This window comes from Mycobacterium pinniadriaticum, from assembly GCF_026242045.1.
In the GTDB taxonomy this organism is placed as follows: domain Bacteria; phylum Actinomycetota; class Actinomycetes; order Mycobacteriales; family Mycobacteriaceae; genus Mycobacterium; species Mycobacterium pinniadriaticum.
This window is the reverse complement of the sequence record NZ_JAPJDO010000007.1, coordinates 41,260-64,059: the sequence shown is the minus strand read 5'-3', so window position 1 is coordinate 64,059 and position 22,800 is coordinate 41,260. Positions and strand designations below refer to the sequence as shown.

Below are 22,800 nucleotides of genomic sequence, written 5' to 3'. Positions count from 1 at the left end.
CTCAGGCCTTCGCCTTCGCCGCCGCCTTCATCTTCTTCTTGTACGCCCTGACCTCTTCCAGCGACCCCTTGTCGACCACGTCGGCGATCGACATGTGAGTGCCCGCCCTGCCGTAGTCACCGGCCGCCTCACGCCATCCCTTCGGCGTGACGCCATACTGCTTGCCCAGCAGGGCCAGGAAGATCTTGGCTTTCTGCTCGCCGAAACCGGGCAGGGCCTTCAGCCGGCGGAGCACCTCGGCGCCGTCGGGGTCACCTTCGATCCACAGCTGGGCGGCGTCGCCGCCGTAGCGATCGACGATCTCGCGGGCCAGGTCCTGCACCCGTTTGGCCATTGACCCCGGAAAGCGGTGGACAGCGGGCGTTTTCGAGAATTTCTCGGTGAACTGCTCGGGGTCGTAGTCGGCGATCAGCCGCGGGTCGATGCCACCGATCCGATCGACGATCTTGCGCGGGCCGGCGAACGCCGTCTCCATCGGGATCTGCTGATCCAGCAGCATGCCGGTCAGCAAGGCGAACGGGTCGCCGGACAGTAGTTCGTCGGCCTCCGGGTCCTGCACCAAGCAGAGCTTCGCTGTCATGGGTAAGAGCCTATCCGGGCTGCCGCCTGCGGCATCGGCAGTCGGCGATGGGTCGGATCCGGCCGAAGCAGCGCCGCACGGCCGCCCGACGGGAGACCATTGTCCGATGCTCGGACACGACGCGATTTACCGGCCAGTCCTCGCAGGTGGCTACGCCGCGCCGGACCAGGTATGACCGGCGTCGCGATCTATCTGGTCTATCTGCTCGCCGGCATTGTCGCCGGCCTGGTTTCGGGGTTGTTCGGACTCGGGGGTGGCTTGACCATCGTGCCGGCGCTGGCCGTGGCCTTGCCACTGCAGGGCGTTGCGCAGGAGCACGTGATGCATCTGGCGATCGGGACATCCCTTGCGGCGATGTTCTTCACGGCGCTGTACACAACCTTCTTGCGGAGTCGCCACGGCGACATGATCTGGCCGCTGTTCTGGCACATGTTGCCACCGGTGGTGCTCGGAACCGCACTCGGCGCCTTTGCCGGCGGCCTGTTGCCGGGCCCGGTCCTTCGGGTGTTCTTCGTCGGCTTCGTCGCCTACATGCTCGCGCGCGCACTGCGCCGCCACTACAGACAGTCGCGAAGCTCGGGCGCGAGCGACAAGACGGCCGCTGGGCCGGTGATGCCTTCTCGCCCCAGCCGGCTGATCTCTGGGTTCACGACCGGGGTCACCGGCGCACTGCTCGGGGCCGGTGCGGCAATCATCACGGTGCCCTACCTGCAAGCGGCCGGCTACCGCATTCAGAACGCATCCGCTATTGCCGCGGGACTGTCCGCGGTGATCGGGATCGGCGCGGGCGCCGGTTACCTGCTCGGGGGACTTGGTGCTGCCGGACTCCCCGCCGCCGCAATCGGATACCTGTACCTGCCGGCGTTCGCGGGAATGACCGCAGGCGCCCTGCTGGGTTCACCGCTTGGTGTCCGAATCTCGCACCGGATGGCAGAGACCGCTCAGTTCTGGCTTTTCCTCACCTACCTGGCTGTCGTCATGCTCGCGATGGTGTTGCCGGGATAGGCTTCGCGCCCCAGATCCAGAGTGACTCGGTGCCGAGCGTCGGCGGCACGGTCGATCGATCCGGTTCGGGGATCCGCGTCGCAGGATTGTGCGATCGTGGAGTCGATTCCCGCTGGATAGGCCCCTAGGAGACGCACATGAGACGGGTGATTGCACCAGTTGTCACGGCGGTCGCCACCGCCATTGCGTTGGCTGGAAGTGCCCACGCGATACCAGACCAGGGCACACCGGAATTCGATCTGTATATGCAGGGCCTGGCCCGCAATGGCTACAACCTCAATCCAGACACTGCGTGGCGGGTTGCCCATCAGGCGTGCATAGGTGGCATACCGGGATACATCGGTTTGGAACTGGCTGCTCAAGGGGTTATCGGCCCCGGAGCCCAAGACCGGGTTTTCGATGTGGCACGAAAGTACGCGTGCCCCGTTCAGTAAACCGGGCCGGCCCTGGCCGATCGCGAGATCCCCGGATGCGCCGTGGCCGAACACAGTCGCCTGGGTGACGGGAGAGGAACATGTCGGGTGCGGTCGCACTCGCGCTGGCGGCCGCGCTCGTCGCGGTGGCATTGATCGTCGGCACCGTGGCTGTGCTGACCCGCCGGGTGGTGAGCACGCCGGCCGAGCGCACGGTGCACGCTGCGCTGCACACCGCCTCCCTGGCGGCCCACTCCCTGCGCAAGGGCCTGGATGCCGACTCCGCGGCCGGTGCCGCCCCGCATCTGCGGGGCCTGACTGGGTCCGACGGCGTCGCCATCTATGGCGGCGACAGCGCACTGTTGGCAACCGACCCGCCCGGGGACCCGTTGTGGACGCCGGGCACCCTCGAGACGTGTCACCACACCGCCCGCGACGCGATCAGCGGCCAGCGCCGGGTGCTGGCCCGCGACCAGGCCCCGGCGGTGGTGGCCCAACCCCTGCTGGACGACGGCAGCGCGGTCATCGGCGTCCTCGTCGTGGTCAATACCGACGAGCCGTCACCAGGCATGCTGGGGGCCATCGCCGAGGTCGCGCGCTACGCCGCCAGCCAGCTCGAGCTGGCCGAACTCGACGCGTCACGAGCCCGCCTGGATCGCGCCGAGGTGCTCGCACTGCGCGCCCAGATCAGCCCGCACTTCATCTACAACGCTCTCAACACCATCGCCTCATTCGTCCGCACGGACCCCGACCGGGCCCGCGACCTGATCCTGGAATTCGCCGACTTCACCCGCTACTCGTTTCGCTCCGCTGGGCCGTATACGGTGCTGGCCGACGAGTTGCGCAACATCGACCGTTACCTGACGCTGGAACGCGCCCGGTTCGGCCCGAATCTGTCGGTCACCCTGCAGATCGCGCCCGAAGTGCTCACCGTCGTGGTGCCGTTCCTGGCGTTGCAACCCCTGGTGGAGAACGCGGTGCGGCACGGTCTGGCCGGGCGGCAGGGCGGCTCGATCGAAATCGTTGCCCGCAATGAGGGATCCGACTGTGTGATCAGCGTGGAAGACGACGGCATCGGCATGGACCCGGAGACGCTGCGCTCCGGGCATGGCGACGTCCTGGGCTCCGGCGAGCAGGCCGCACATGTCGGGCTGAGCAATGTCGACCATCGTCTGCGCGCAGCCTTCGGCAACGACTACGGTCTGGTGGTCGAGACCGCCCCGGACGCGGGCACGAAGGTGATCATGCGGGTGCCCAAGTTCCGGGCGGGCGTACGGGTTTAGCGACAGAGGAGGTGCGGTGGCGGGACTCTGGGTGCTGGCGGTCGACGACGAAGCCCCTGCCCTCGACGAACTCACTTACCTGCTCGGCCGGCATCCCGACGTCGCCGAGGTGACCGGCGCCGGCGACGCGACCTCGGCTCTGCGCATCATCAACGAGCGCACCGTCGACGCGATCTTCCTCGATATCAACATGCCCGGCCTGTCGGGTCTCGAACTGGCCAGTGTGCTGGGCAATTTCGCACACCCCCCGGCAGTCGTCTTCGTGACCGCACACGAGGACAAGGCGCTGGCCGCCTTCGAGGTCGGTGCGCTGGACTATCTGCTCAAGCCGATCCGCAAGGAGCGCCTCGACGAAGCGGTCCGACGAGTGGCGTCCGCCCGCGCCGCCGAACCGGCGTCGCAATCCGACGAGCCGCAAGCCGACACGATCCCCGTCGAACTGGGCGGTGTCACCCAACTGGTCCGCTGCGACACCATCGGCTGGGTGGAGGCCGAAGGAGACTATGCCCGGCTGCACGCCGCCTCCGGGTCACACCTGGTGCGAATCCCGCTGAGCACCTTGGAAGACCGCTGGCGCAACCGCGGCTTCCAGCGTGTGCACCGCTCGTATCTGGTCGCATTGAACATGGTGACCGGGTTGCGCACATCGGGCGCCTCGACCCTGGTGCGGTTGCGCGCCAACGGCGCATCGGCACCCGTCGAACTTCCGGTCAGCCGCCGCCAGGCCCGCGAACTGCGCGACCGGCTGATCCGCGACCCGATGCGGACCTTCCGCCCGGGAGCGCCAGATGACTAGGCCGGGCAGGCCGCAGCGCGAGCGCGTCGTGCTGGCTCATCGACGCGGCACCCGGGTGGTGCACACCCGCGTCGAGGTGGCCGAGCAGACCGGGGTCGGCGATGCGCTGGTACGGGGTCTGGTGCGGGCACAGCTCGGGTTGGCGCTGCGGCTGGCCGTGCTGGTGGCCGGGGGTATGGCCGCGCTGCCGTTGCTCAATGCCGTCTTCCCGGAGCTGTCCGCCGCCACCGTGTTCGGCGTGCGGCTGAACTGGCTGACGCTGGCCGTGCTGGTCTATCCGGCGCTCTACGGCGTCGGCCGGCTGTTCATCCGCCTGGCCGAGCAGGCCGAACGAGATTTCATGGGCGTGGTCGACGATGACGGTCCGCCGCGGTGAGCGAACCGACGGCGACGGCCCTGACCGCCGGCAGCCTGCTGGCCGCCGCGGTGGCGACAGTGGCCGTGGGCGCGTATGGGGTTCGGCTGTCGCGCACCACATCCGATTTTCTGGTGGCCTCCCGCACCGTGGGACCGAGCTGGAACGCCGCCGCGATCTCCGGCGAATACCTCTCGGCGGCTTCGTTTCTCGGTGTCGCCGGCCTGATCGCCAAGTACGGCGCCGACGCGCTATGGTACCCCGTCGGCTTCACCGCCGGCTATCTGGGCCTGCTGCTGTTCGTGTCCGCTCCGCTGCGCCGCTCCGGCGCCTACACCGTTCCCGACTTCGCGGAATTCCGGCTGGGCACACCGTGGGTCCGTCAGATGGCGATGCTCGTCGTCGTCACGGTGTGCATCGTGTATCTGATCCCGCAATACCAGGGCGCCGGGATAGCCTTGAAAGCGCTGCTCGGCGTTCCGGTTTGGGTCGGCCCCCTGGCGGTCGGCGGGATCGTGATCGCCAACGTGGTCGGCGGCGGGATGCGTTCCATCACCTTCGTGCAGGCGTTCCAGTACTGGCTGAAGCTCACCGCGGTCGCGGTTCCCGCGCTGGTGCTGCTGGTCCACTTCGGCCACGAACACCCGCAGCTCGGCGGGCCCCTGCCGCCGACAGTGGACCAGCAGACCACCGTGTCGATCGACACCGACGTCATGGTCACCGTCACCGACCCGACCGGCGTGACGGTGAGCGGTGCCGCCCACGACGGCACACTCCCCGGCCCTGGGGAGTACACGCTGCCGCAGGGCACCACGCTCACGCTGGCGGCCGGCGCCCACACCCCCGTGGTCGTCGGGGCACCGGCCGACGGGGCGGCCTGGATCCGGAACGGCGGCGGACTGGGCGGCAAACACCCGCTCTATCAAGTGTTTTCGATCATGGTCGCGACTTTCCTGGGCGCCATGGGTTTGCCCCACGTGCTGGTGCGCTTCTACACCAACCCCGATGGACGGGCCGCCCGCCGGACCGCCCTGTCGGTGATCACCCTGTTGGCGTTGTTCTACCTGTTCCCCGTGCTGCTGGGAGTGTTCGCCCGGCTTTACGTGCCCCAACTGCTCATCACCGGCAAGGCTGATGCCGCGGTCCTGCTCCTCCCGTCTGCGGTGCTCGCCGGACTAGGGGGCGAACTGCTCGGCGCTCTGGTCGCCGCGGGTGTCATCGCGGCGTTCCTGGCCACCTCGTCGGGCCTTCTGGTCAGCATCGCCGGTGCGGTGTCCACCGACGTGCTGCGGGGCCGGGTCCGTGACTTCCGGTTGGTGGCGCTGATCGCCGGGCTCGTTCCCGTTCCCATCTCACTCGTCGCCCCGGCGCTGGAGCTGTCCCGCGGGGTCGGCCTCGCGTTCGCCGTCGCGGCATCCACGCTGTGCCCGCTGCTGGTGCTCGGGATCTGGTGGCGTGGATTGACGGCTGCGGGTGCCGTCGCCGGGCTGATCGTCGGTGCGCTGAGCTCGGGTCTGGCGATCCTGGTGTCGGTCACCGGCCGGGTGGACGACGATGCACTCGGCGGGTGGCCGTCGACGCTCATCGGTTATCCCGCCGCCATCACCGTCCCTCTCGCCTTCGCGACGATGGTGCTTGCCAGCCGCCTCACTCGCGGGACGATCCCGCCCGATGTCGCGCGCATCTTCGCCCGCATGCACGTGCCGGAACGCCTCGGTTTGGGTGTGGAGCGGGTCCCGCGCGGCTGATCCTGCCGGCCGGGGATCGGGACACAAGGTGACCGCTCAACGCCGCCTGACAACCGTTCACCGCACGCTCCGCTCGCTCCCTAGGGCTGTGACCCACCTCTCAATACCCTCTGAACACATCGGAGTTCACAACCTTCGCCAAGAGGAGCAAACGGTGCCTACAACCGACCTGCCGCCGCGGGAAACCCACCCCAGCGGCGCCCAATACCTGGCCGTGCAGGCCAGCCCCGAGTTTCAGGAGTTGCGCAGCGCCCTGCGCCGCTTCGTCTTCCCGACAACGGCGTTCTTCCTGATCTGGTACGCCGCCTATGTCCTGTTGGGGGCGTTCGCGCACGACTTCATGGCTCTCAAGGTGTGGGGCAATGTCAACCTCGGTCTGCTGATCGGGCTGGGCCAATTCGTGACGACGTTCCTCATCACCGGTCTGTACGTGCGGTTCGCCAACCGTGAGCTGGACCCGCGCGCCGAAGCGATCCGCGCCGAGATGGAGGGCGGTGCGCGATGACGACCACCGTGCTCGCCGAGGGCGGCCGCATCGGCAACCCGGTCATCAACATCAGCATCTTCGTCGGCTTCGTGCTGATCACGCTGTTCATCGTGATCCGGGCCAGCCGGTCCAACACCAACGCCACTGAGTTCTTCACCGCGGGCCACGCGTTCTCCGGACCGCAGAACGGCATCGCCATCGCCGGTGACTACTTGTCTGCGGCCAGCTTCCTCGGCATCGCCGGCGCGATCGCGGTGTACGGCTACGACGGCTTCCTGTATTCCATCGGCTTCCTGGTCGCCTGGCTGGTCGCTCTCCTGCTGGTGGCCGAATTGCTGCGCAACACAGGCAAATTCACGATGGCCGACGTGCTGAGTTTCCGGCTCAAGCAACGCCCGGTACGGCTGGCCGCGGCCACCTCGACGATGACGGTGTCGCTGTTCTACCTGCTCGCTCAGATGGCCGGCGCCGGTGGCCTGGTCGCGCTACTGCTCGACGTGCACGGCCGCACCGCCCAGTCCTTCGTGATTGCGGTGGTCGGGGTTTTGATGATCGTCTACGTCCTGGTCGGCGGGATGAAGGGCACCACCTGGGTACAGATCATCAAGGCCGTGCTGTTGATCGCCGGTGCGGCATTCATGACCATCCTGGTGCTGGCCAAGTTCGGGCTGAACTTCTCCGAGATCCTCGGCTCGGCACAGAACATGGTGCATCAGGCCACCACCAAGGGTGTGTCCAGCCGAGACGTGCTGGCCCCGGGCGCCCAGTACGGCGGGTCGACCACCTCCAAGATCAACCTGCTGTCGCTGGGCCTGGCGCTGGTACTGGGCACGGCGGGTCTCCCGCACGTCTTGATGCGCTTCTACACGGTGCCCACCGCCAAGGAAGCCCGTCGCTCGGTGGTGTGGGCGATCGCGCTGATAGGCGCCTTCTACCTGTTCACCCTGGCCCTGGGCTATGGCGCGGCGGCCATCGTCGGGCCCGATCGCATCCTGAAGGCACCCGGCGGGCAGAACTCGGCCGCACCTCTGCTGGCCTTCGAACTCGGTGGCGTGATCCTGCTCGGCATCATCTCGGCGGTGGCCTTCGCGACCATCCTGGCCGTGGTCGCCGGTCTGACGATCACCGCCTCCGCGTCGTTCGCCCACGACGTCTACGCCAGCGTCATGAAGAACCACAAGGTGACCGAGGACGAACAGGTGCGGGTATCCCGGATCACCGCGGTGGTGCTCGGCATCGCCGCGATCGGCCTGGGCATCCTGGCCAATGGCCAGAACGTCGCGTTCCTGGTGGCGTTGGCTTTCGCCGTCGCCGCCTCGGCCAACCTGCCGACGATCGTCTACTCGCTGTACTGGAAGCGGTTCAACACCCGTGGTGCGCTGTGGAGCATGTATGGCGGGCTGATCAGCTGCCTGGTGCTGATCGTTTTCTCACCGGCGGTGTCGGGCAGCAAGTCGGCAATGATCCCCGGCGCCCACTTCGACTGGTTCCCCCTGGCCAACCCCGGCATCGTGTCGATCCCCCTGGCGTTCATCCTGGGCATCGTCGGGACGCTGACTTCGTCGGACTCCGGCGATCCGGAGCTCGACGCCGAGATGGAGGTACGGTCGCTGACAGGTGTGGGCGCCGAGAAGGCCACCCACCACTGACATTGAGGTGAGAATCTCGCCGGGTACGGGAATGGTGGACAGGTGCCGACGACGTTGACTTCCTCATGACCCCCGGTCGCTCCGCTCCAGCCCACCGCACCACATGACCCGCACCCGGCGAGACTTCGCCTTCGCCCTGCTGGCCTATGCCTTCGCCGCGATCATGGTGGGCACCACCCTGCCCACCCCGCTCTACGCGCTGTATTCGGAGCGGATGCACTTCGCTGTCCTGACGACGACGGTCATCTACGCCACCTACGCCGGCGGCGTGCTGTTCGCGCTGCTGGTGTTCGGCCGTTGGTCCGATGTCATCGGGCGGCGACCGGTGCTGATGGCCGGCACCGTCTGCGCACTGGCCAGTGCCGTGGTGTTCCTGACGGCGGACTCGGTACCGCAGCTGCTGGTCGGCCGGGTGTTGTCCGGACTGTCGGCGGGAATCTTCACCGGCACCGCCACCGCGGCGGTCATCGAAGCCGCGCCGCCGCGCTGGCGGACCCGCGCACCGGCGGTGGCCACCGTGGCCAACATCGGCGGGCTGGGTTCCGGGCCGGTGCTGGCCGGGATCCTGGCGCAGTATGCCCCGAGCCCGCTGGAACTCACCTTCGTTGTGCACATCGCGTTGGTCGTCCTGGCCGCGATCGCGGTGCTGCTGGTTCCCGAAACCTCCAGTCGAACCGGAAAACTTGGACTGCAACGACTTTCGGTTCCTCCCGAGGTTCGACCGGTGTTCGTCACCGCCGCACTGGCCGCGTTCGCCGGGTTCGCCGTCACCGGCCTGTTCACCTCGGTCACGCCATCGTTGCTCACCAATATCATCGGCATCGGCGACCACGCGGTGGCCGGCCTGATAGCCGGCTCCATCTTCGGCGCCTCGGCGCTCGCCCAGATCGCCGGCACCCGGATCACGCCTCAGCGCGCCGTCGCCCTGGGCTGCGCCATTCTGATCGTCGGGATGATAGTTCTCGTTGCGGCGCTACACTATTCGTCATTGGCCGGGCTGATCACCGCGGCGGTGGTGTCCGGTGCCGGCCAAGGTATCAGCTTCAGTCGCGGACTGGCCGCCATCGCCGAGCGCACCCCCGCGCAGCGCCGGGCCGAGGTCAGCTCGACCTACTTCGTCGTGGCCTACATCGCGATTTCGATCCCGGTGATCGGCGAGGGCTTTGCCGCGCGGGCGTGGGGTCTGCGCACCGGGGGAACCGTGTTCGCCATCGCGGTCGGTGTGCTGGCGCTGGCCTGCCTGGTCGCGATCCTCTGGGAGGAATCTCGAATGAAATCGGGAAAGCGCTCGGCGGCAGGGCTTCCCGAAAAGGTGGCCGGTTAGCCGCTCTTGCGGCGAAACTCCCGGCGGTTCTCCACCGGCCCATGTGAACGCGGTTGCTTAGCGCCGGCATCCTTGTGCGCGGAGCCACCCGCCGACTTCGCCTTCTTGCGCTCGAGCGCCTCACGGAACTTCTGCCTGGTGCCGTCCTGCGGATCGGACTCTGATTCGGCCATGCCGATCAGACTAACGCGATTCGAGCCAGATGCCGGAGGCATCACACAAGGTGTGAGTCAGCGGATACCCGGCGGCATTCCGTAGACGTGTGAGATCGGCAGCTTCAACAGCACCCGCCGGTCGGTGACCATGGCGCGGCGGTAGTCGTCCCAGTCCGGATGCTCACCGGCGACGTTGCGGTAGAGCGCGATGAGCGCCTCGACGGTGTCGTCATGTGGCGAAGCCGCCGGCGGAGTGAGGATGGCATTGCCCTCGGCCACCGCGTAGGACCAGCCGTCGTCGGAGGACACCAGGATCGAGGCCCTGGGGTCGCGGCGCAGGTTGCGGGTCTTGGCCCGGGGCTCGGTCACGGACACCTCCACGATGAGGTTGTGGGCGTCGAAGTGATAGGTCACGTTGGACAACTGCGGACGGCCGTCGCGTTTGATGGTCGCCAGCACACCCAGTTTGTTGCCGGCGATCACCGCCAGCAGTTTGTCGTCGAGCACGTGACGCGTCATGAGTCGAGACTACGTGCTCGGATCCGGCGGGCGGGCCCCAGCGCGATTACCCGTCAGCTACAGCCACACGTACAGCCCGACGACCACCGCAGCGCTTAGCACGGTCCAGCCGTTGACGATCATCTGCAACCACCGCGGCGAGTGTCGGATGTCCATGAAGTACTGGGTGACGAACCAGACCTTCACGAACGCGGCCACCAAGATGACGGCCATCGCCATCCGGCTGAACCCGAGCAGATGGTCGATACCCAGCAGGTAGGAGCCCGCGGTGATGACCGCGAGCACAACCCCGACGGTGACCGCCGTCTTCTTCAACGACGCGTTGTTGTCCCAGAGTGTTGTCATGTCAGTTCACCAAGTAGAAGAGCGGGAACAGCACCAGCCACAACAGGTCGACCATGTGCCAGTAGCAGGTTGCCGAGATGAACAGTTCGCGGTCACGCGGCCCCGTGAGACCGGATGCTGTGCGCGCGCGCATCAATCCCAGCGTGGTGGTTCCGACCAGCACATGGAGCAGGTGCGCACCGGTGACGGCAAAGAAGATCATCCAGAAGGCGTTGGTGTGAATCCACATTCCGTGATCGATCACCGAGTGGTACTCCACGGCTTTGACCGCCATGAAGAACAGGCCGGTGGCCATCGCTCCGCCGAGGTAGCGCGATGCTTGCCGGAATCGGTCGGCATGCATGGCGTCGATGGCGAGCACGACGAGCACCGATCCGACGATCAGCACGACGGTGTTGACCAACCCCAGGGGTTGACTGAGTACGCGCGATCCCGCGGCGAACATCTCCGGCTGGTGGGCACGATTCCACACGATGACACCGAAAAGGGCTGTGAAGATCGCCATTTCGGTCAAGATGAAGACCCAGACGCCGGGTTCGCCGGGGACCCGGCCAGCGGGGTGCACCGGAGCCGCTGGCCTGGTGCGGATGGCTTGCTGCGTCATCGCGCTGCCACCTCGCCGTGGCTGGAACGACTCTGGGGCAGCTCGGACCATTGCGCGTCGACGCCGTCGGGATGGCGCCGTTCGGCTTGATCGCGGCGGTGAGCGAAGTACAACTGGACGACGATGATGTTGTACCAGGCGAAGAAGACGGCACCGGCGATCCAGAAGCTGATGAAACCGTTCCAGGTGAACGGCCCGGAGGTGAAGAAGGGAATCAGCGACCCGGTCAACGAGCCAAACGCCATGCACAGGCTGTACCAGCCGACCCACCTGGGAAACACCGGGGTGGATGACGTGTCCCCGAGGATCGCCCACGCGGCCGCGGCAGCCTGTATCGCGCCCGGCTGCCACAGCCCGATCAACGCCATCCAGGTGACGTGGTTGAGCAATTGATAGGAGCTGTCGGCCATGTCAGGTCGATGCAATCCGACCAACATCATCGAGCCGCAGATCATCATCAGGGTGCTGGCGATGACCGCCGCGCCGAACTGAGTCATGGCGGCCAGCGGCCCGATTCCGGGGACGCGCCGCAGACGCTCAGCAACCGCTGCCCCGAAGGGCATGAACATGCTGCCACCCACGATCACCAAGATGACCCCGAGCCGCTTCTGGTCGATGTTGTCGTGGAAGTAGGCGGCCGTGACATCGGCGGCGTACGGGCCGGGAGGCGGGATGAACCCCGCAAGGACGAATCCGATTCCGATGAACGCCGGCAGCGCGATCCCGGTCGCGATGCCGAATATGCCGACGGATCGTGGCACGACTTGTCTCGTGGTGGTTGTGGTCATGAGTTTCCCTGTATCGGAGGCATCCCCGCCCAGCGGGGCTGTAACGGTGGTGAGCTCTATTGCGAGGTGGCGCTTTTCACGATGTGGTTTGTGCACCGACACGCGACGCCGAACCGGCCCAGCCGTCCGGCGCGACCCCGACCTTGGTCAGGAAGACGTCACGCAGGGTCGCATTGGGGTCGATCTCGATACCGGCACGCCGTTGCGCGCGGGAAATCTCTCCTAGCACGAGCCAGACCAGGAGCGCGGCGAGCACTATGGTGGCCACACCGCCGAGGTAAACCAGCAGCCACGAACCGTTCCCGTTGACCGCCGGGGTGAAGTTGCTGTTCAGGGCGGTGAACACCGGCCAGCCCAGCGCGCCGTTGAGGCCCGCGTACAGGCCCGGCAGCATCGGGATAACCAGGAGTTGGCCCCAACCGACGAGCCGATAACGCAGCAGGAAGAAGATGAGCCCGGCGGTCAGCTGCAACGTGGCGTCGATGGTGTACCACCACATCGGCGCACCCATGAGCAGGAACGGCTGCTGACCGTAGTACTGGTAAAGGCCGAGCTGCGCGCCGGTGATCTGAAGTGCGGCGTCGAACACCCATGACAGGGCGAACGCATACAGGAAGAATCTGGGGCCCTTACCCACGTGGATGGCCCGGTAGATGATGTAGGCCTGCAGACCGAAGAAGAAGGAGTATCCCAGCACGACGTAGAGCGGGATGTGCCGACCGAACAGGTTGACCGCAACCGCCACATTGTCCTGGGCGAACCACAGCAGGCCGAGATAGTCCAGATAGGGCTCGAGCAGCCCCATGCACAATCCGCCGACCAGGAAGACGACACCGAGCATTTCCCCCCGCAGGGCCAGCCGGATCACCCAGACCACGGCAGCGACGAAAAACCCGGCGCACACCACGGTGAACAGCAGGCTCCAGAAGTGCGGTGCCGACAGATCGCCCGGCGGCACGGGGTACATCGGGGGGCCTTTGACGAGCCGAGTACCGTCCACCAATTTCCTGGCTCCTTTCTCGCGTGATTGCGCAAAAATGCGGGCCACCTCGCCTCGACCCACAGTGATGGCTCGCTCCACGGGGGCGATACCGAGTGTGACACATGACAGCGGGAGATCATAGTTTTGCGTAGCTTTATCAATCTTTTACTACGCATAGTCGAGTTTCCGCTGTGATGATGCTCAGTGCGGCCACCATCGATGCATACCCGGAGGCTGGCGGCTTCCCCCGTGGTTGCCTGCAGATTGCGTAAAGTGACGCGACGAGACTGAGGTCGCAATCGTCAGATCGGATGGGAATCGCCGTGGCAACTCGGGCCGGAGCCAACAGGACCAACGCAGGCACGCTCAATCAGGAACTGGCGGCAACACCCGTGGAACTCGACAACCTGGACCGGGCACTTATCGAAGAACTCACCCACGACGGGCGCGCGGGCAACCGGTCGCTCGCTGCGCGGCTGAAGGTCAACGAAGTCACCATTGCCGCTCGACTCCGGCGGCTGGAGGACGCCGGCGTCATGCGGGTCGTCGCGATCACCGATATCCGGCTTTTCGGCCATCGCGAGTTCGCCTTCGCGCTGATCCAGGTCGCGGGCCGGCCCGTCCATGCCGTTGCCGCCGATATGGCGAAACTGTCAGAGTCCATCGGCGTGACCATCGGCACCGGCCGGTTCGACATCGTCGTCGGCGTTCTCGGCCGTGACCGCCAGCACCTCGCCGATCTTTTCGGCCGAGTGCTACCCAAGGTGAAAGGCGTCAGCGCCGTTCACGGCAGCATTGCTCTCGACGTGTTGAAGTTCGACTCCAAATGGGCCATGTTCGGCGTTGACTCAGGCAGCACTCCCGAGGCTCAGGTCAGTGAGACCGTCGACCAGATGGATCTCTCGATCATCGCCCTGCTCCAGCAGAACGCCCGCCGCAGCAATCGGCAGATCGCCGCGGATCTCGGGGTGTCGGAAGGCACGGTCCGCGTCCGCATCAAGCGAATGCTGGCCGATCGGGTGTTCCGCATCCAGGCAGTGTCCGATGTCGTCCTGTCCGGGGTCGGCGCGCACGCTTATCTCCTGGTGTCGGCCGCCCCCGGCAAGGCCCACGACATCGCCAAGGCCCTTGCTCGCCGCGAGGACGTCGCCCAGGTCACACGCGTGCTGGAGCCCGTCGACCTCATCGCAGTGCTGCACTCCAGCGACCGGGCAACACTTCTCAACAGCATTTACGACGAGATCGCACTGCTGCCGGGAGTGCGCCGCGCGGAGATCATGGACGGCGTCGGCTCCCTCAAGCACGCCTACGCATGGACGTGGATCGTCTGATCGTCCATCAGCGAGCGGCATGACGCGCGGATATTGATTGAGAGCGTTACGCAAACTTGCGCAAAACTGCGGTCTAGTCTGAAGTAGGCATTTCACAGTTCGGGGCTGTGTGGCGTCTCGACCATTCGCTTGGATCCCACTGCCCCTTTGATCGCTTGGAGGTCACCGAGTGGCACTCACGCCACCCGCCGAAGGCCTGTCGCCCTCGACCGACCGAGCGGTGCTGCATCCACCGAACGTGCGTGGCGCGACGGGCGGGTCGGCGGCATTTGCCGCACGCCGCCACGAGGATGCCACCCTCGACGACGTCGACACGGCGATGATCAACCACCTGTTGCTCGACGGGAAAATGACCAATCGCGATCTGGCTCACCGAATTGGGATCAGTGAGTCAGCAGTGAGCGTGCGCATCCGCAAGCTCATCGAAGCCGGCGTGCTCGTGTTCACCGCCTTGATCGACTGGGAAGCAGCGGGTTTCGAATGGTTCGTCATCTGCCGGATGAAGACCCGGATGCGGGCTCCCCGCGAAGTCGCCAAGGACATCGCACTACTCGCCGGGTGCGAAGCCGTCGCGGTGGTGCTCGGTTCCCATGACATCCTCGGATACTTCTTGGCGGCCGACCGCACCGAACTCAATGCGGTTATCGACGCGCTGTCGCTCGTGCCCGGGGTGGCGTCCTTGGATGTCGAACTCGCCACCGATACCGCTGTCAGCCCGCGCGGCCGCCAGTTGTTTCTGGCCGTAGATGCGCCCCCGATTCGGTTGCCTTGTCCCTGTATCGAACTCGACGACCTCGACGTCGCGTTGCTCCAGGAGTTGGTCCGGGACGGACGCCAGTCGAGCCGAAGCATGGCCCGCTCATTCGGGGTTTCGGAGGGGACCATCCGAGCCCGGTCGTCCCGCTTGTCGCGGGCGGGGCTGGCCCAGGTCGTGGCGATGGTCGAGCCCGTGGCGTTGGGCTTGGCCGGGGTGATCGCCTCGTTGTCGGTTCGGGTCGACCGCCGTCATCTCGAGACCGCGTTGTCCGCGTTGATGGCGATGCCCAACGTCGTGTTCGGGGCGCGCTGTGTGGGCAACTTCGACCTGCACCTGACGGTCACCGGTGCCGATCTCTACGAGCTGATGGAATTCGTCGGCGCCGGCGTTCAGTCGCTGACCGGCGTCCGCGACACCGACACCCTCCTGTTCGTCGACGCGCTGCGGTTCAGCCCCTACCTGAAGCGGCTGGGCGCGCCGGCCTAGTCATGGCCGATCACCCGAAATGCGGTGTGTTGCCGTAACACGTCGCATTGCCGACGTCCAGGACACTCTCGCACAGCAGTTTGCCGTTGCCGAAGATCCGAACCGTGACCCACTTAGCCGGCCCGCGGATCCGCCGCCAATCCGCTCGTAACTGGGCACCTGTTCCTGTCGGCCCCTGAGCGTCATCGAGAGGAACGTCGATGCGCCACGGCAGAGCAACCCCGGTGATCAGGACTCTCCCACCAGGCTGCAGGTACTCGACGTCCACAACCGGAATGGTGTCGGAGAAGATCTCGTAGGTCACCGCATCGGCGGCACGGGCCACCGGCATCACGGCCGGGCTCATACCGGCGACCAGCGCCAGTGCCACGAGCAGTCCGAGCCGGGATGCCCACTGACCGGTCACTTGCTGCCGACGACGGCGCTGATTCCGCCGACATCAGTGATGAGCCAATTGTTGTTGCTGTCAATGGTGATGCTGTAAGTCGCGGTGGACTGCAGATTGTCCGGCGCCTGGGTGGTTTTCGTCAGGACGCTGACGAAGGTGTCGACGACATAGACGCCGTTGGTGTCCGAACGAACCTTGGCGGCAAGCGGTTTGGAAGTCGAGGTCCATTGCAGTGGCACCAGCAGCTGTTGCATGGACGTGGCGGCTTTGGACAGCTTGTCATTGAGTTCCGGCGAGGTGCCCTTGACCAGGTTGGTCTTCCACCCGTTGAGGTCCTGGTAGTTCATCGCCGCGGCGCTGACGGCGTAGTCGAGAGCAATCCGCTCCGCCTTCTGTTGGTTCTGCATCGCACGTGTGTTGGCCTCGACGACCTCGCGCTCGCCGATGTAGAGCCACGTCATCACGCCGAGGCCGGCAACGAGAGCCACCATCACCGCACCGGTCACCAGCGCACGAAGGCTCAGTGACACGCGTCGAGGCGTGGCTGCCGCCGGGACGGGCGCCACCGGCGGCTCGGCGACATGCTCATCGAGCCGATCGTCACTGTCCATGGTGTCGACCATGGTAGTACTTTCCACCTCGACCACATCCTTTCTTTTCGGGCTCAGGGGGGTGGCGTCTTCACGCGCAGCGTGACCACTCCGTCTTCGGGGTACGCGGCCAGCATGTTGGACAGGATCTGGCCGGTGTCGAAGTTCATCGCCGCAGCCGCGATCCCGTTGATGTTGGGAGTCAACGCATCAGCGAAAACCTTGAGATCGGGGCCTCGTGCGTCGAGGAAATTCTGCACCCGCTTCATCAACCGGCCCACGTTCCTGAGGCCCTCGGGCGAACCGGTGTCGTCCACCAGGTGTTTGGAGTTGATGAACAGTCCGAACTGCTCGGGCCCAAGCGCGTAGAGCGCCGGGGTGATCTCAGCGACCCGCGGCCCGACGAAACCGGCATTGCGTAGCAGGGTCTGGAAGTCGTCGAGCAGCTTCGACCCCCGGCCGTCCATGCCGGACACCGCGTTTCGGAGCAAAATGCTGGCCCGAGCGAGATTGGGGAGCACCACATCTGGATCGGGCAGCGCGGCGTCGGCCTCACCAACGAGATGATCGAGACTGTCCGGTTTGAGCTGGCTGAGGACGCGCGCCAGACTGACGGACAGCTCGGAAATCGACGCGGGCGCAATGATGTTATCGGCGACGACGTGCTGTCCGCTCTGGAAGAACGGGCCAGCGCTCGACCGCGGGACCAGACCGATGTAGGTCTCCCCCAACGCTGAGAGGTTCTCGAGGCGGACCTCGCTGTCGACCGGCACCGGCACGTCACGGGTCAGGTAGAAATCAACGGTCGCACCGGACAGTGCGGTCGATATGCCGGTCACTTTGCCCACCGGGATACCGCGGAGCAGCACGTTGGAATCGACGACCAGCCCGTTGACGTCAGGGACTTGCATGCTCACCGAGATGCGGTCTTCGGGTGGGCCGACGCGCACCCCCAGGGCGGCAATGTAGTAGACGCAGAAACACGTGATGGTGGCAAAGGCCGCGAACGAGACCAGATGTCGAAGCCTCACGGAATCGCCCCCAGCATCCGCAGCACATCCTGCACGTTGTTGGTGATGTCACGACCATCGGCGGTCTGGACCGACACGATGTTCATCGCCGGATACTTGTCCTCGGGCAGGAACGCTTCCTGGAACAGGTCACGCCACGGCCGGTATTCACCTTCCACGGCCCACTTGCTCCTCTGGACCGCACCGACGGCCACCCCCATCGATTCCAGCATCGGCACCATCCAGTACCCCCCGGTGTAGATGCTCCCGACGGAAGGGATCAGGATTCCGTTGGCGGCACCGACCACGGACATCCGCTCCCACTCGATCATGCCCTCCGGCGAGAACCAATACCGGAACTTGGGGACATGGCCGGCCAGTACTTGGCCGGTGCCTGCGACGCCGCTGAGCCACTGGTCGACCGTGTCGATGTTGTCGGAGAGGTCACGCAGATCCGCCGTCACCCGTGAGGCAATCGCCCGCACCTGCTCGGAGCGTTCCGGCGTGACGTTGTTGACCCGGATGATGCTGTTCTGGATCCGCTGAATCGACCCACTGGATACGAAATTCGCGAGATTGGCGATCGTGTCTTCCAGCTGCGGCGGAGACGTTGTCCGCGCCAGCGCGATCCGGCCGCCGGACGGCAGTGTCGCGCCGGGTCCGTTGTGAGCCGTGCCGGGCTGGTCGGGCCCGGTGATCGCGACATAGATGTCGCCGAGCACCGTCGCCTGCTGCAGCACTGCATGGGTGTCGGCGGGGATGCGCACGTCCTTGTCGATCTGGGCCGTCACATCGACTGAGCGCTGCCCTAACTTGATGTTGTCGACGATTCCGATCGTCGTCCCGTCCATCACCACCTTGGCCCGATCCGGCAGATTCAGGACGTTGGCGAACTCCATGGTGATCGGATAGCCGTCGCGGTAGCTGTTGCCAGGTTGTGGAAGGTCGGCGACGGTGATCGCCGAGCAAGAACTGAGCACACCGACGCACACGCAGACGGCCAGTACCCGCGCAACTCGGATCATCGCCGGCTCGCTTCGACGAAAACGTACTGAAGCAAGTTGACATCGACTCCGTACGGTTGTCCCGCCACGTTCGCACAACTGCCCGGCATGTCGATGTTCATGAAGTGACATACCAAGGGGCCGTTCGGGCTTCGCACCCGATAGAGCGGAGGACGAAACGACATGATGAATTCCCGATTGTTGAAGTGATTGGCTGCTCCGTTGATCCACCAGGGCAGCGGATCGAGCAGACTGGCCAGGCCCGCGGCGTGCGGGGACAGGATGCGGGTCGTGTCCGAGACCGTGTCGAGGGTCAGCTGGATCTCGTCTCCGGCCCGTACCTCCAGATCCGAGATCGCGGCGATGAGTTGGGGCAATGACTCGGTCATTTTGCGCGCGCCCTGGATGGCGTCCACGAGGTCCGGCGTGGTGGTCGCACCATCGTTGAGGATCTGTTTGAGCGGGTCCCGCGTGGCCACCAGGGTGTCGGTGACGTCACCGAGATTGCGCACGATCGATGTCATATCGCTGATCGCACCGTCGGGGCTGTCGAGCAACTGGGAGGACGTGGTGAGGATGCGGTTGATCCCCGGACCGTTGCCCTTCGCGGCCTGGTCCAGTTGGGTGATGACCGCCCCGATGTTGTCGGAGTTCTCCGCGTTCACCGCGTTGATGAAGGTGTTTGCCGACCCGATGATCTCCGAAAGACTCTTAGGCGTCATCGAATGGTCCAGGGACACGCACACATCGGGCCTCAGGCGCGGGCCCGACTCGTAGTTCCCGACGAGTTCGAGCGCCCGATCGGCGAGGATGGATGTCGAGCGCACGACCGCTTTGACGTTGGCGGGCAACGACCGATCCTCCGCGAGGGAGAAGTTCACTCGGACGCTGCGCGCCCCGGGCGTCACCGTGTCGACGGTCCCGATCTTGTATCCCATCTGGGTGATCGGGTTACCTGCGTAGAGTCCAACGGCATCCGGGAGGATTGCACAGTAATCCCCGGCAGCTCTCGCCGCTCGGCTGCCGCCGCACGAGGCGGTGGCCAGCGCAACGGCCGCTGCGATCAGCGCGGCGGTCACGGCTCGTCGGAAGGTGCATCTGGCCATCAGCAGGGGCTTCCCGGAACCGGAATGCACACATCGGTCGCCAAGAGTTCCGGCGGGGCGTTCTGCCGGTCGAGCGCCTGATAGAGCCGCTGGCGGGTGCGCTTGAGAATCCGGATCACCAGCCCGTTGCGGTCGGCCCAGGTGCGCACGATCTGCTGCCATCGGGTGAACTTCTCCAGGAACTCCTCGCGGTGCGCCATGTAGAAATCGGCGACCGGACCTATCCCCAGCAGGATCTTGCCCATCCCTTGCATCGCGGCTGCAAAACCCTTGCCGTAGAGCACCAGGGTCTGTTCGAGGATGGCGACCTTCTCGATCAGTTCCTCCAGTCGCCCCCGGTATTGAGCCAGTTGCTCGATGTACTCGTCGGACATGTTCAGAATCTGCGAGAGCTCACCACGCTGCCGGGCCAGCATGTCGGTCATGGCAGTCCCCGCGTCGACAATGGCGGTGATGGTGTCCAGGTTGGAACCCGACAGGCCGTGCTGAATGTTGTCCAGCGACTGCTTGATCGGCACGGGCGCAAGACCATCAGTGATCTTCGTGGCATCGGTCAGGGTCCGGACCAGGCTGTAGGGCAACGTAACTCGACCTTTGGGGATCGCCGACTTGCCGAGGGGCTTGTCACCAAGCGAGTCCAGGTTCACGTAGTAGCCGCCCACCACGGTCAGCATGCGAACCTCGACGCTGGACTGATCGCCGACGAAGGCGCTGCCCTCAACGGTGGCGTTGACCCGCACCTGCTTGGGCTCGATCGACAGATCCGTGACCTTGCCGACGGTTATTCCGGCGATCCGGACCGTGATGCCGGGTTGGATCGAGGAGGCGTCGTCGGTGTAGAAGCTGACAACCTTGCTGCCTGGCGGGCTGATGTAAACGGCCGCTGCGACGACGGCGAGGATGGTCATGATGGCCAACGCCGCCGTGCCCCACAGCCGCGAATCGCGCCAAACCGTTGCTTTCATTGCTTGCACAGCACCACTTTCTGGCCGTTCAGCAGCACATCGACCGGCAGCGGTAACTCCGCGCGGCCCTGCGAGCAGGCGATGGGGGCACCTTCCTCGGCGGGTGACGGAATGTTGTCCCACACGACCGGCACCATCTTGACCGCGTCCATGACGTCGTCGAAGTTCGTGATCGCCTTGTCGATAGCCCGATCAACATCGATTCCCGGCTTGAGACCGGCATTGTCCAGCAGTTGGCTGACTGATCGGGTGAAGTCGGGCCCATAGATCTGGGACTTGCGAAACTCATCGAGGACGGACAACGCCGCGTCGATCGGTTCGTTGAGCAGTTCCACGACGTGGATGAAGTCTCGGCTGTGGCCGGACATCTCGGTGGCCACGGACTTGAGGTTGTGTAACAGGGTGGACACCACCTGCTGCCGGTCGGCCAGGAAACGGGTCAGTGTGTTGAGGCTCTCCAGAACCGGACCAATGCCGGTGCCGTCACCGGAGAGGAAGTTGTCCGCATTGGCGGTGAAGACGTTGAGGTCCTCCGGACTCAACGTGGCCAGAACGGGCTGCAGCCCGTTGAAGAGCCGCGTGATGTCGAACGACGGCTGGGTCATCGACGTCGGAATCCGGTTGGCGGTCAACGCGGACGGGGTGCTGCCTTCGGCCGGATTCTGCACGTCGATGTATCTGAGTCCGGTCAGCGCCTGGTACTTGACCGCCAGCCGGGTCTCCGCGCCGATCTTGTAGGCACTGTCGAGGGTCAGGGCTACCTCGGCGACACTTCGTCCGGCGTGCCGCTTCAACTCGATGGACTCGACCTTGCCCACCCGCACCCCTCGCACCCGGACATCCGCGCCGCTGCGCAGGCCCGACACGTCAGTGAAGTCCGCGGTGTACCCCGTCAACTTGCCGCCGACCGGCTGACTGATCACGTTGATCACCAGGACGATCAGCAAGGTTGCCACTACCCCGGCGATGACCAGGCGCCACAGTGCCGAAATGGGATTCATCGCGACCCACCTTCCTGCGGCTGACCGGCGGCGCTGTCCGGAATCTGCTGATCGCCGGGCGCGGCCTGCGGGGACGCGTCAGCCCCCGGATCGGGCGAGGCGGGTGCAGCACCGATCGCGTCGATCGGCGCAGCGACACCGGGAAAGCTGTCGAGGATCACTCGGACGTTGACGGCGCGACGGTCCGGCGGCCCGGCGAAGAGACGTTGTAGACGGGTCCGCAATTCCACCGCGGTCGAGGCGATCTCGTCCGAGGGAATGACACCTGGGGCAACATCGGCGAGAACCTTGATCATGTTTGTCAACGGCGCCAGTTCTTCGCTGTGACTACCGACGAGTCCGCCTGCCGCACCGAACAGATCCGTGGCTGCCAGGTTGATCGACGGGGAGTATGTGTTGCGCCAGTAGTCCTCGCTCACCCCGTCGAGTCCACCGTGTAGATAGAGGTCGCCGGTCTTTGTCGCCGCGTCGACGAAACCCGGGAAGGCGACGCTGATTCCCGTCGCGTTGGCCATCAGCGTCTCGGTGCTGACATTTTGCACATTGGCCAGCGAACTGGTGACTACCAGCATCGTCTCCAACATGGGGTCCAGCCCGTCGACGTACCTGGTGGTCCGGTCGATGACGTCGATGAGCTCGGGGGTCAGCACGCCGTGCGAGATCTCACCCAATCTGGACAACAACGCTTGCAGCGTGAAATTGCCCGCCGGCACCGCGGTGATCACCGAACCTGGAGTCAGTGGCACCCCACCTTCACCCGGGCGGATGTTGATTCCGGTGACGCCGAAGTAGTTCGCCGGCCGAAAGTCGATGCTCATCGTGTCAGTGAGGCCGTTGATGGGGCCACGTTGCAGGTCGGCGTCCAGACGCACGCCGCCACGCGGCATGCTGGTCACCTTGGTCACCTCCCCGACCTTGAACCCGTGGATCATCAGTTCGGTCCCCTGCTGCACGCCCTCCCCGACATAGGGCGACTCGATCGTGACGTTGATCAGGTCGGCGGGCCGGCGGTGGAAGGGGTCGGTGATGATCAAGGTGGATACCATCGCGACAACGGTGATCACCGCCATGCCGATCAGCGTCAGGATCCGCGCCTCCGACGACTCCGATGACTTGTGGAACAGCATGC

26 protein-coding genes are annotated in these 22,800 nt (G+C 65.5%); 11 read left to right on the top strand and 15 right to left on the bottom strand.

Annotation, left to right across the window (positions count from 1 at the left end; all coding sequences use genetic code 11):
* Window position 1 precedes the first annotated feature (1 nt).
* On the bottom strand, window positions 2-580 hold the full coding sequence (locus tag ORI27_RS10515) for an HhH-GPD-type base excision DNA repair protein (RefSeq protein WP_265996730.1): 579 nt from the start codon (window positions 578-580) through the stop codon (window positions 2-4).
* 171 nt (window positions 581-751) lie between these two features.
* Between ORI27_RS10515 and ORI27_RS10510 the strand changes: the two genes are divergently transcribed.
* The 9 genes from ORI27_RS10510 (at window position 752) to ORI27_RS10470 (ending at window position 9,640) form a co-directional block, all read left to right on the top strand.
* Entirely contained in the window at window positions 752-1,585 is an 834-nt protein-coding gene (locus tag ORI27_RS10510; RefSeq protein WP_265996729.1) for a sulfite exporter TauE/SafE family protein, read from the top strand.
* Between the two features lie 137 nt (window positions 1,586-1,722).
* A complete protein-coding gene (locus ORI27_RS10505) occupies window positions 1,723-2,019 on the top strand; it encodes a DUF732 domain-containing protein (RefSeq protein ID WP_265996728.1) in 297 nt (98 codons plus the stop codon).
* A gap of 80 nt (window positions 2,020-2,099) precedes the next feature.
* Entirely contained in the window at window positions 2,100-3,281 is a 1,182-nt protein-coding gene (locus ORI27_RS10500; RefSeq protein ID WP_265996727.1) for a sensor histidine kinase, read from the top strand.
* 16 nt (window positions 3,282-3,297) lie between these two features.
* Entirely contained in the window at window positions 3,298-4,077 is a 780-nt protein-coding gene (locus tag ORI27_RS10495; protein WP_265996725.1) for a LytR/AlgR family response regulator transcription factor, read from the top strand.
* Window positions 4,070-4,453: a hypothetical protein gene (locus ORI27_RS10490; protein ID WP_265996724.1), complete on the top strand. Its 384-nt coding sequence runs from the start codon at window positions 4,070-4,072 to the stop codon at window positions 4,451-4,453. Before ORI27_RS10495 ends, ORI27_RS10490 begins: the two co-directional genes overlap by 8 nt.
* Window positions 4,450-6,180, top strand: coding sequence for a sodium/solute symporter (locus ORI27_RS10485; RefSeq protein WP_265996723.1), 1,731 nt, complete (start codon window positions 4,450-4,452; stop codon window positions 6,178-6,180). Before ORI27_RS10490 ends, ORI27_RS10485 begins: the two co-directional genes overlap by 4 nt.
* Window positions 6,181-6,334: 154 nt before the next feature.
* On the top strand, window positions 6,335-6,685 hold the full coding sequence (locus tag ORI27_RS10480; protein ID WP_265996722.1) for a DUF485 domain-containing protein: 351 nt from the start codon (window positions 6,335-6,337) through the stop codon (window positions 6,683-6,685).
* Window positions 6,682-8,316 carry a solute symporter family protein gene (locus tag ORI27_RS10475; protein ID WP_265996721.1) on the top strand — a complete coding sequence of 545 codons (1,635 nt, stop codon included), beginning with the start codon at window positions 6,682-6,684 and terminating at the stop codon, window positions 8,314-8,316. The genes ORI27_RS10480 and ORI27_RS10475 overlap by 4 nt, the downstream gene beginning before the upstream one ends.
* A 103-nt stretch (window positions 8,317-8,419) precedes the next feature.
* Window positions 8,420-9,640, top strand: coding sequence for an MFS transporter (locus tag ORI27_RS10470; protein ID WP_265996720.1), 1,221 nt, complete (start codon window positions 8,420-8,422; stop codon window positions 9,638-9,640).
* On the opposite strand, the gene ORI27_RS10465 is transcribed toward ORI27_RS10470, so the two are convergent.
* From ORI27_RS10465 to ORI27_RS10440, 6 genes are all read right to left on the bottom strand, one after another.
* Window positions 9,637-9,813 (bottom strand): DUF5302 domain-containing protein, encoded by a 177-nt coding sequence (locus ORI27_RS10465; RefSeq protein WP_265996719.1) that lies wholly within the window; start codon window positions 9,811-9,813, stop codon window positions 9,637-9,639. The two genes, ORI27_RS10470 and ORI27_RS10465, sit on opposite strands and share 4 nt — an antisense overlap.
* 57 nt (window positions 9,814-9,870) lie before the next feature.
* Window positions 9,871-10,314, bottom strand: a complete 444-nt coding sequence (locus ORI27_RS10460) for a PPOX class F420-dependent oxidoreductase (protein ID WP_265996718.1) — start codon at window positions 10,312-10,314, stop codon at window positions 9,871-9,873.
* 57 nt (window positions 10,315-10,371) lie between these two features.
* On the bottom strand, window positions 10,372-10,659 hold the full coding sequence (locus tag ORI27_RS10455) for a cytochrome C oxidase subunit IV family protein (protein WP_265996717.1): 288 nt from the start codon (window positions 10,657-10,659) through the stop codon (window positions 10,372-10,374).
* Window position 10,660: 1 nt separating this feature from the next.
* A complete protein-coding gene (locus ORI27_RS10450) occupies window positions 10,661-11,263 on the bottom strand; it encodes a cytochrome c oxidase subunit 3 (protein ID WP_265996716.1) in 603 nt (200 codons plus the stop codon).
* Window positions 11,260-12,051 (bottom strand): hypothetical protein, encoded by a 792-nt coding sequence (locus ORI27_RS10445; protein ID WP_265996715.1) that lies wholly within the window; start codon window positions 12,049-12,051, stop codon window positions 11,260-11,262. Before ORI27_RS10445 ends, ORI27_RS10450 begins: the two co-directional genes overlap by 4 nt.
* Window positions 12,052-12,127: 76 nt before the next feature.
* Window positions 12,128-13,051: a hypothetical protein gene (locus ORI27_RS10440; protein WP_265996714.1), complete on the bottom strand. Its 924-nt coding sequence runs from the start codon at window positions 13,049-13,051 to the stop codon at window positions 12,128-12,130.
* 293 nt (window positions 13,052-13,344) lie between these two features.
* Here ORI27_RS10440 and ORI27_RS10435 point away from each other — a divergent pair, with 293 nt between their 5' ends.
* Window positions 13,345-14,364, top strand: coding sequence for an Lrp/AsnC family transcriptional regulator (locus tag ORI27_RS10435; protein ID WP_265996713.1), 1,020 nt, complete (start codon window positions 13,345-13,347; stop codon window positions 14,362-14,364).
* A gap of 169 nt (window positions 14,365-14,533) precedes the next feature.
* Window positions 14,534-15,607: an Lrp/AsnC family transcriptional regulator gene (locus tag ORI27_RS10430; protein ID WP_265996711.1), complete on the top strand. Its 1,074-nt coding sequence runs from the start codon at window positions 14,534-14,536 to the stop codon at window positions 15,605-15,607.
* A gap of 10 nt (window positions 15,608-15,617) precedes the next feature.
* Here ORI27_RS10430 and ORI27_RS10425 read toward each other — a convergent pair whose 3' ends face one another.
* From ORI27_RS10425 to ORI27_RS10390, 8 genes are read right to left on the bottom strand one after another with little or no spacing between them, the layout of a single operon-like run.
* Window positions 15,618-16,013 (bottom strand): hypothetical protein, encoded by a 396-nt coding sequence (locus ORI27_RS10425; RefSeq protein ID WP_266073939.1) that lies wholly within the window; start codon window positions 16,011-16,013, stop codon window positions 15,618-15,620.
* Complete coding sequence (locus tag ORI27_RS10420) at window positions 16,010-16,606, bottom strand: hypothetical protein (protein ID WP_266073937.1); 597 nt, start codon at window positions 16,604-16,606, stop codon at window positions 16,010-16,012. The genes ORI27_RS10425 and ORI27_RS10420 overlap by 4 nt, the downstream gene beginning before the upstream one ends.
* A 53-nt stretch (window positions 16,607-16,659) precedes the next feature.
* Complete coding sequence (locus ORI27_RS10415; protein WP_265996706.1) at window positions 16,660-17,616, bottom strand: MlaD family protein; 957 nt, start codon at window positions 17,614-17,616, stop codon at window positions 16,660-16,662.
* A complete protein-coding gene (locus tag ORI27_RS10410) occupies window positions 17,613-18,620 on the bottom strand; it encodes an MlaD family protein (protein WP_265996705.1) in 1,008 nt (335 codons plus the stop codon). The genes ORI27_RS10415 and ORI27_RS10410 overlap by 4 nt, the downstream gene beginning before the upstream one ends.
* Window positions 18,617-19,705, bottom strand: coding sequence for an MCE family protein (locus ORI27_RS10405; RefSeq protein WP_407666274.1), 1,089 nt, complete (start codon window positions 19,703-19,705; stop codon window positions 18,617-18,619). Before ORI27_RS10405 ends, ORI27_RS10410 begins: the two co-directional genes overlap by 4 nt.
* Window positions 19,705-20,670 (bottom strand): MlaD family protein, encoded by a 966-nt coding sequence (locus ORI27_RS10400; RefSeq protein WP_265996702.1) that lies wholly within the window; start codon window positions 20,668-20,670, stop codon window positions 19,705-19,707. The genes ORI27_RS10405 and ORI27_RS10400 overlap by 1 nt, the downstream gene beginning before the upstream one ends.
* Complete coding sequence (locus tag ORI27_RS10395) at window positions 20,667-21,671, bottom strand: MlaD family protein (protein WP_265996701.1); 1,005 nt, start codon at window positions 21,669-21,671, stop codon at window positions 20,667-20,669. Before ORI27_RS10395 ends, ORI27_RS10400 begins: the two co-directional genes overlap by 4 nt.
* Window positions 21,668-22,798 carry an MlaD family protein gene (locus tag ORI27_RS10390; protein ID WP_265996700.1) on the bottom strand — a complete coding sequence of 377 codons (1,131 nt, stop codon included), beginning with the start codon at window positions 22,796-22,798 and terminating at the stop codon, window positions 21,668-21,670. The genes ORI27_RS10395 and ORI27_RS10390 overlap by 4 nt, the downstream gene beginning before the upstream one ends.
* Between the last annotated feature and the right edge of the window lie 2 nt (window positions 22,799-22,800).

Bases quoted from the DNA above. Each gene is read 5' to 3' on its own strand.
- ORI27_RS10515 (WP_265996730.1), bottom strand. From the start codon at position 580: ATGACAGCGAAGCTCTGCTTGGTGCAGGACCCGGAGGCCGACGAACTA.
- ORI27_RS10510 (WP_265996729.1), top strand. From the start codon at position 752: ATGACCGGCGTCGCGATCTATCTGGTCTATCTGCTCGCCGGCATTGTC.
- ORI27_RS10505 (WP_265996728.1), top strand. From the start codon at position 1,723: ATGAGACGGGTGATTGCACCAGTTGTCACGGCGGTCGCCACCGCCATT.
- ORI27_RS10500 (WP_265996727.1), top strand. From the start codon at position 2,100: ATGTCGGGTGCGGTCGCACTCGCGCTGGCGGCCGCGCTCGTCGCGGTG.
- ORI27_RS10490 (WP_265996724.1), top strand. From the start codon at position 4,070: ATGACTAGGCCGGGCAGGCCGCAGCGCGAGCGCGTCGTGCTGGCTCAT.
- ORI27_RS10475 (WP_265996721.1), top strand. From the start codon at position 6,682: ATGACGACCACCGTGCTCGCCGAGGGCGGCCGCATCGGCAACCCGGTC.
- ORI27_RS10470 (WP_265996720.1), top strand. From the start codon at position 8,420: ATGACCCGCACCCGGCGAGACTTCGCCTTCGCCCTGCTGGCCTATGCC.
- ORI27_RS10465 (WP_265996719.1), bottom strand. From the start codon at position 9,813: ATGGCCGAATCAGAGTCCGATCCGCAGGACGGCACCAGGCAGAAGTTC.
- ORI27_RS10460 (WP_265996718.1), bottom strand. From the start codon at position 10,314: ATGACGCGTCACGTGCTCGACGACAAACTGCTGGCGGTGATCGCCGGC.
- ORI27_RS10455 (WP_265996717.1), bottom strand. From the start codon at position 10,659: ATGACAACACTCTGGGACAACAACGCGTCGTTGAAGAAGACGGCGGTC.
- ORI27_RS10450 (WP_265996716.1), bottom strand. From the start codon at position 11,263: ATGACGCAGCAAGCCATCCGCACCAGGCCAGCGGCTCCGGTGCACCCC.
- ORI27_RS10445 (WP_265996715.1), bottom strand. From the start codon at position 12,051: ATGACCACAACCACCACGAGACAAGTCGTGCCACGATCCGTCGGCATA.
- ORI27_RS10435 (WP_265996713.1), top strand. From the start codon at position 13,345: ATGGGAATCGCCGTGGCAACTCGGGCCGGAGCCAACAGGACCAACGCA.
- ORI27_RS10420 (WP_266073937.1), bottom strand. From the start codon at position 16,606: ATGGACAGTGACGATCGGCTCGATGAGCATGTCGCCGAGCCGCCGGTG.
- ORI27_RS10410 (WP_265996705.1), bottom strand. From the start codon at position 18,620: ATGATCCGAGTTGCGCGGGTACTGGCCGTCTGCGTGTGCGTCGGTGTG.
- ORI27_RS10405 (WP_407666274.1), bottom strand. From the start codon at position 19,705: ATGGCCAGATGCACCTTCCGACGAGCCGTGACCGCCGCGCTGATCGCA.
- ORI27_RS10400 (WP_265996702.1), bottom strand. From the start codon at position 20,670: ATGAAAGCAACGGTTTGGCGCGATTCGCGGCTGTGGGGCACGGCGGCG.
- ORI27_RS10395 (WP_265996701.1), bottom strand. From the start codon at position 21,671: ATGAATCCCATTTCGGCACTGTGGCGCCTGGTCATCGCCGGGGTAGTG.
- ORI27_RS10390 (WP_265996700.1), bottom strand. From the start codon at position 22,798: ATGCTGTTCCACAAGTCATCGGAGTCGTCGGAGGCGCGGATCCTGACG.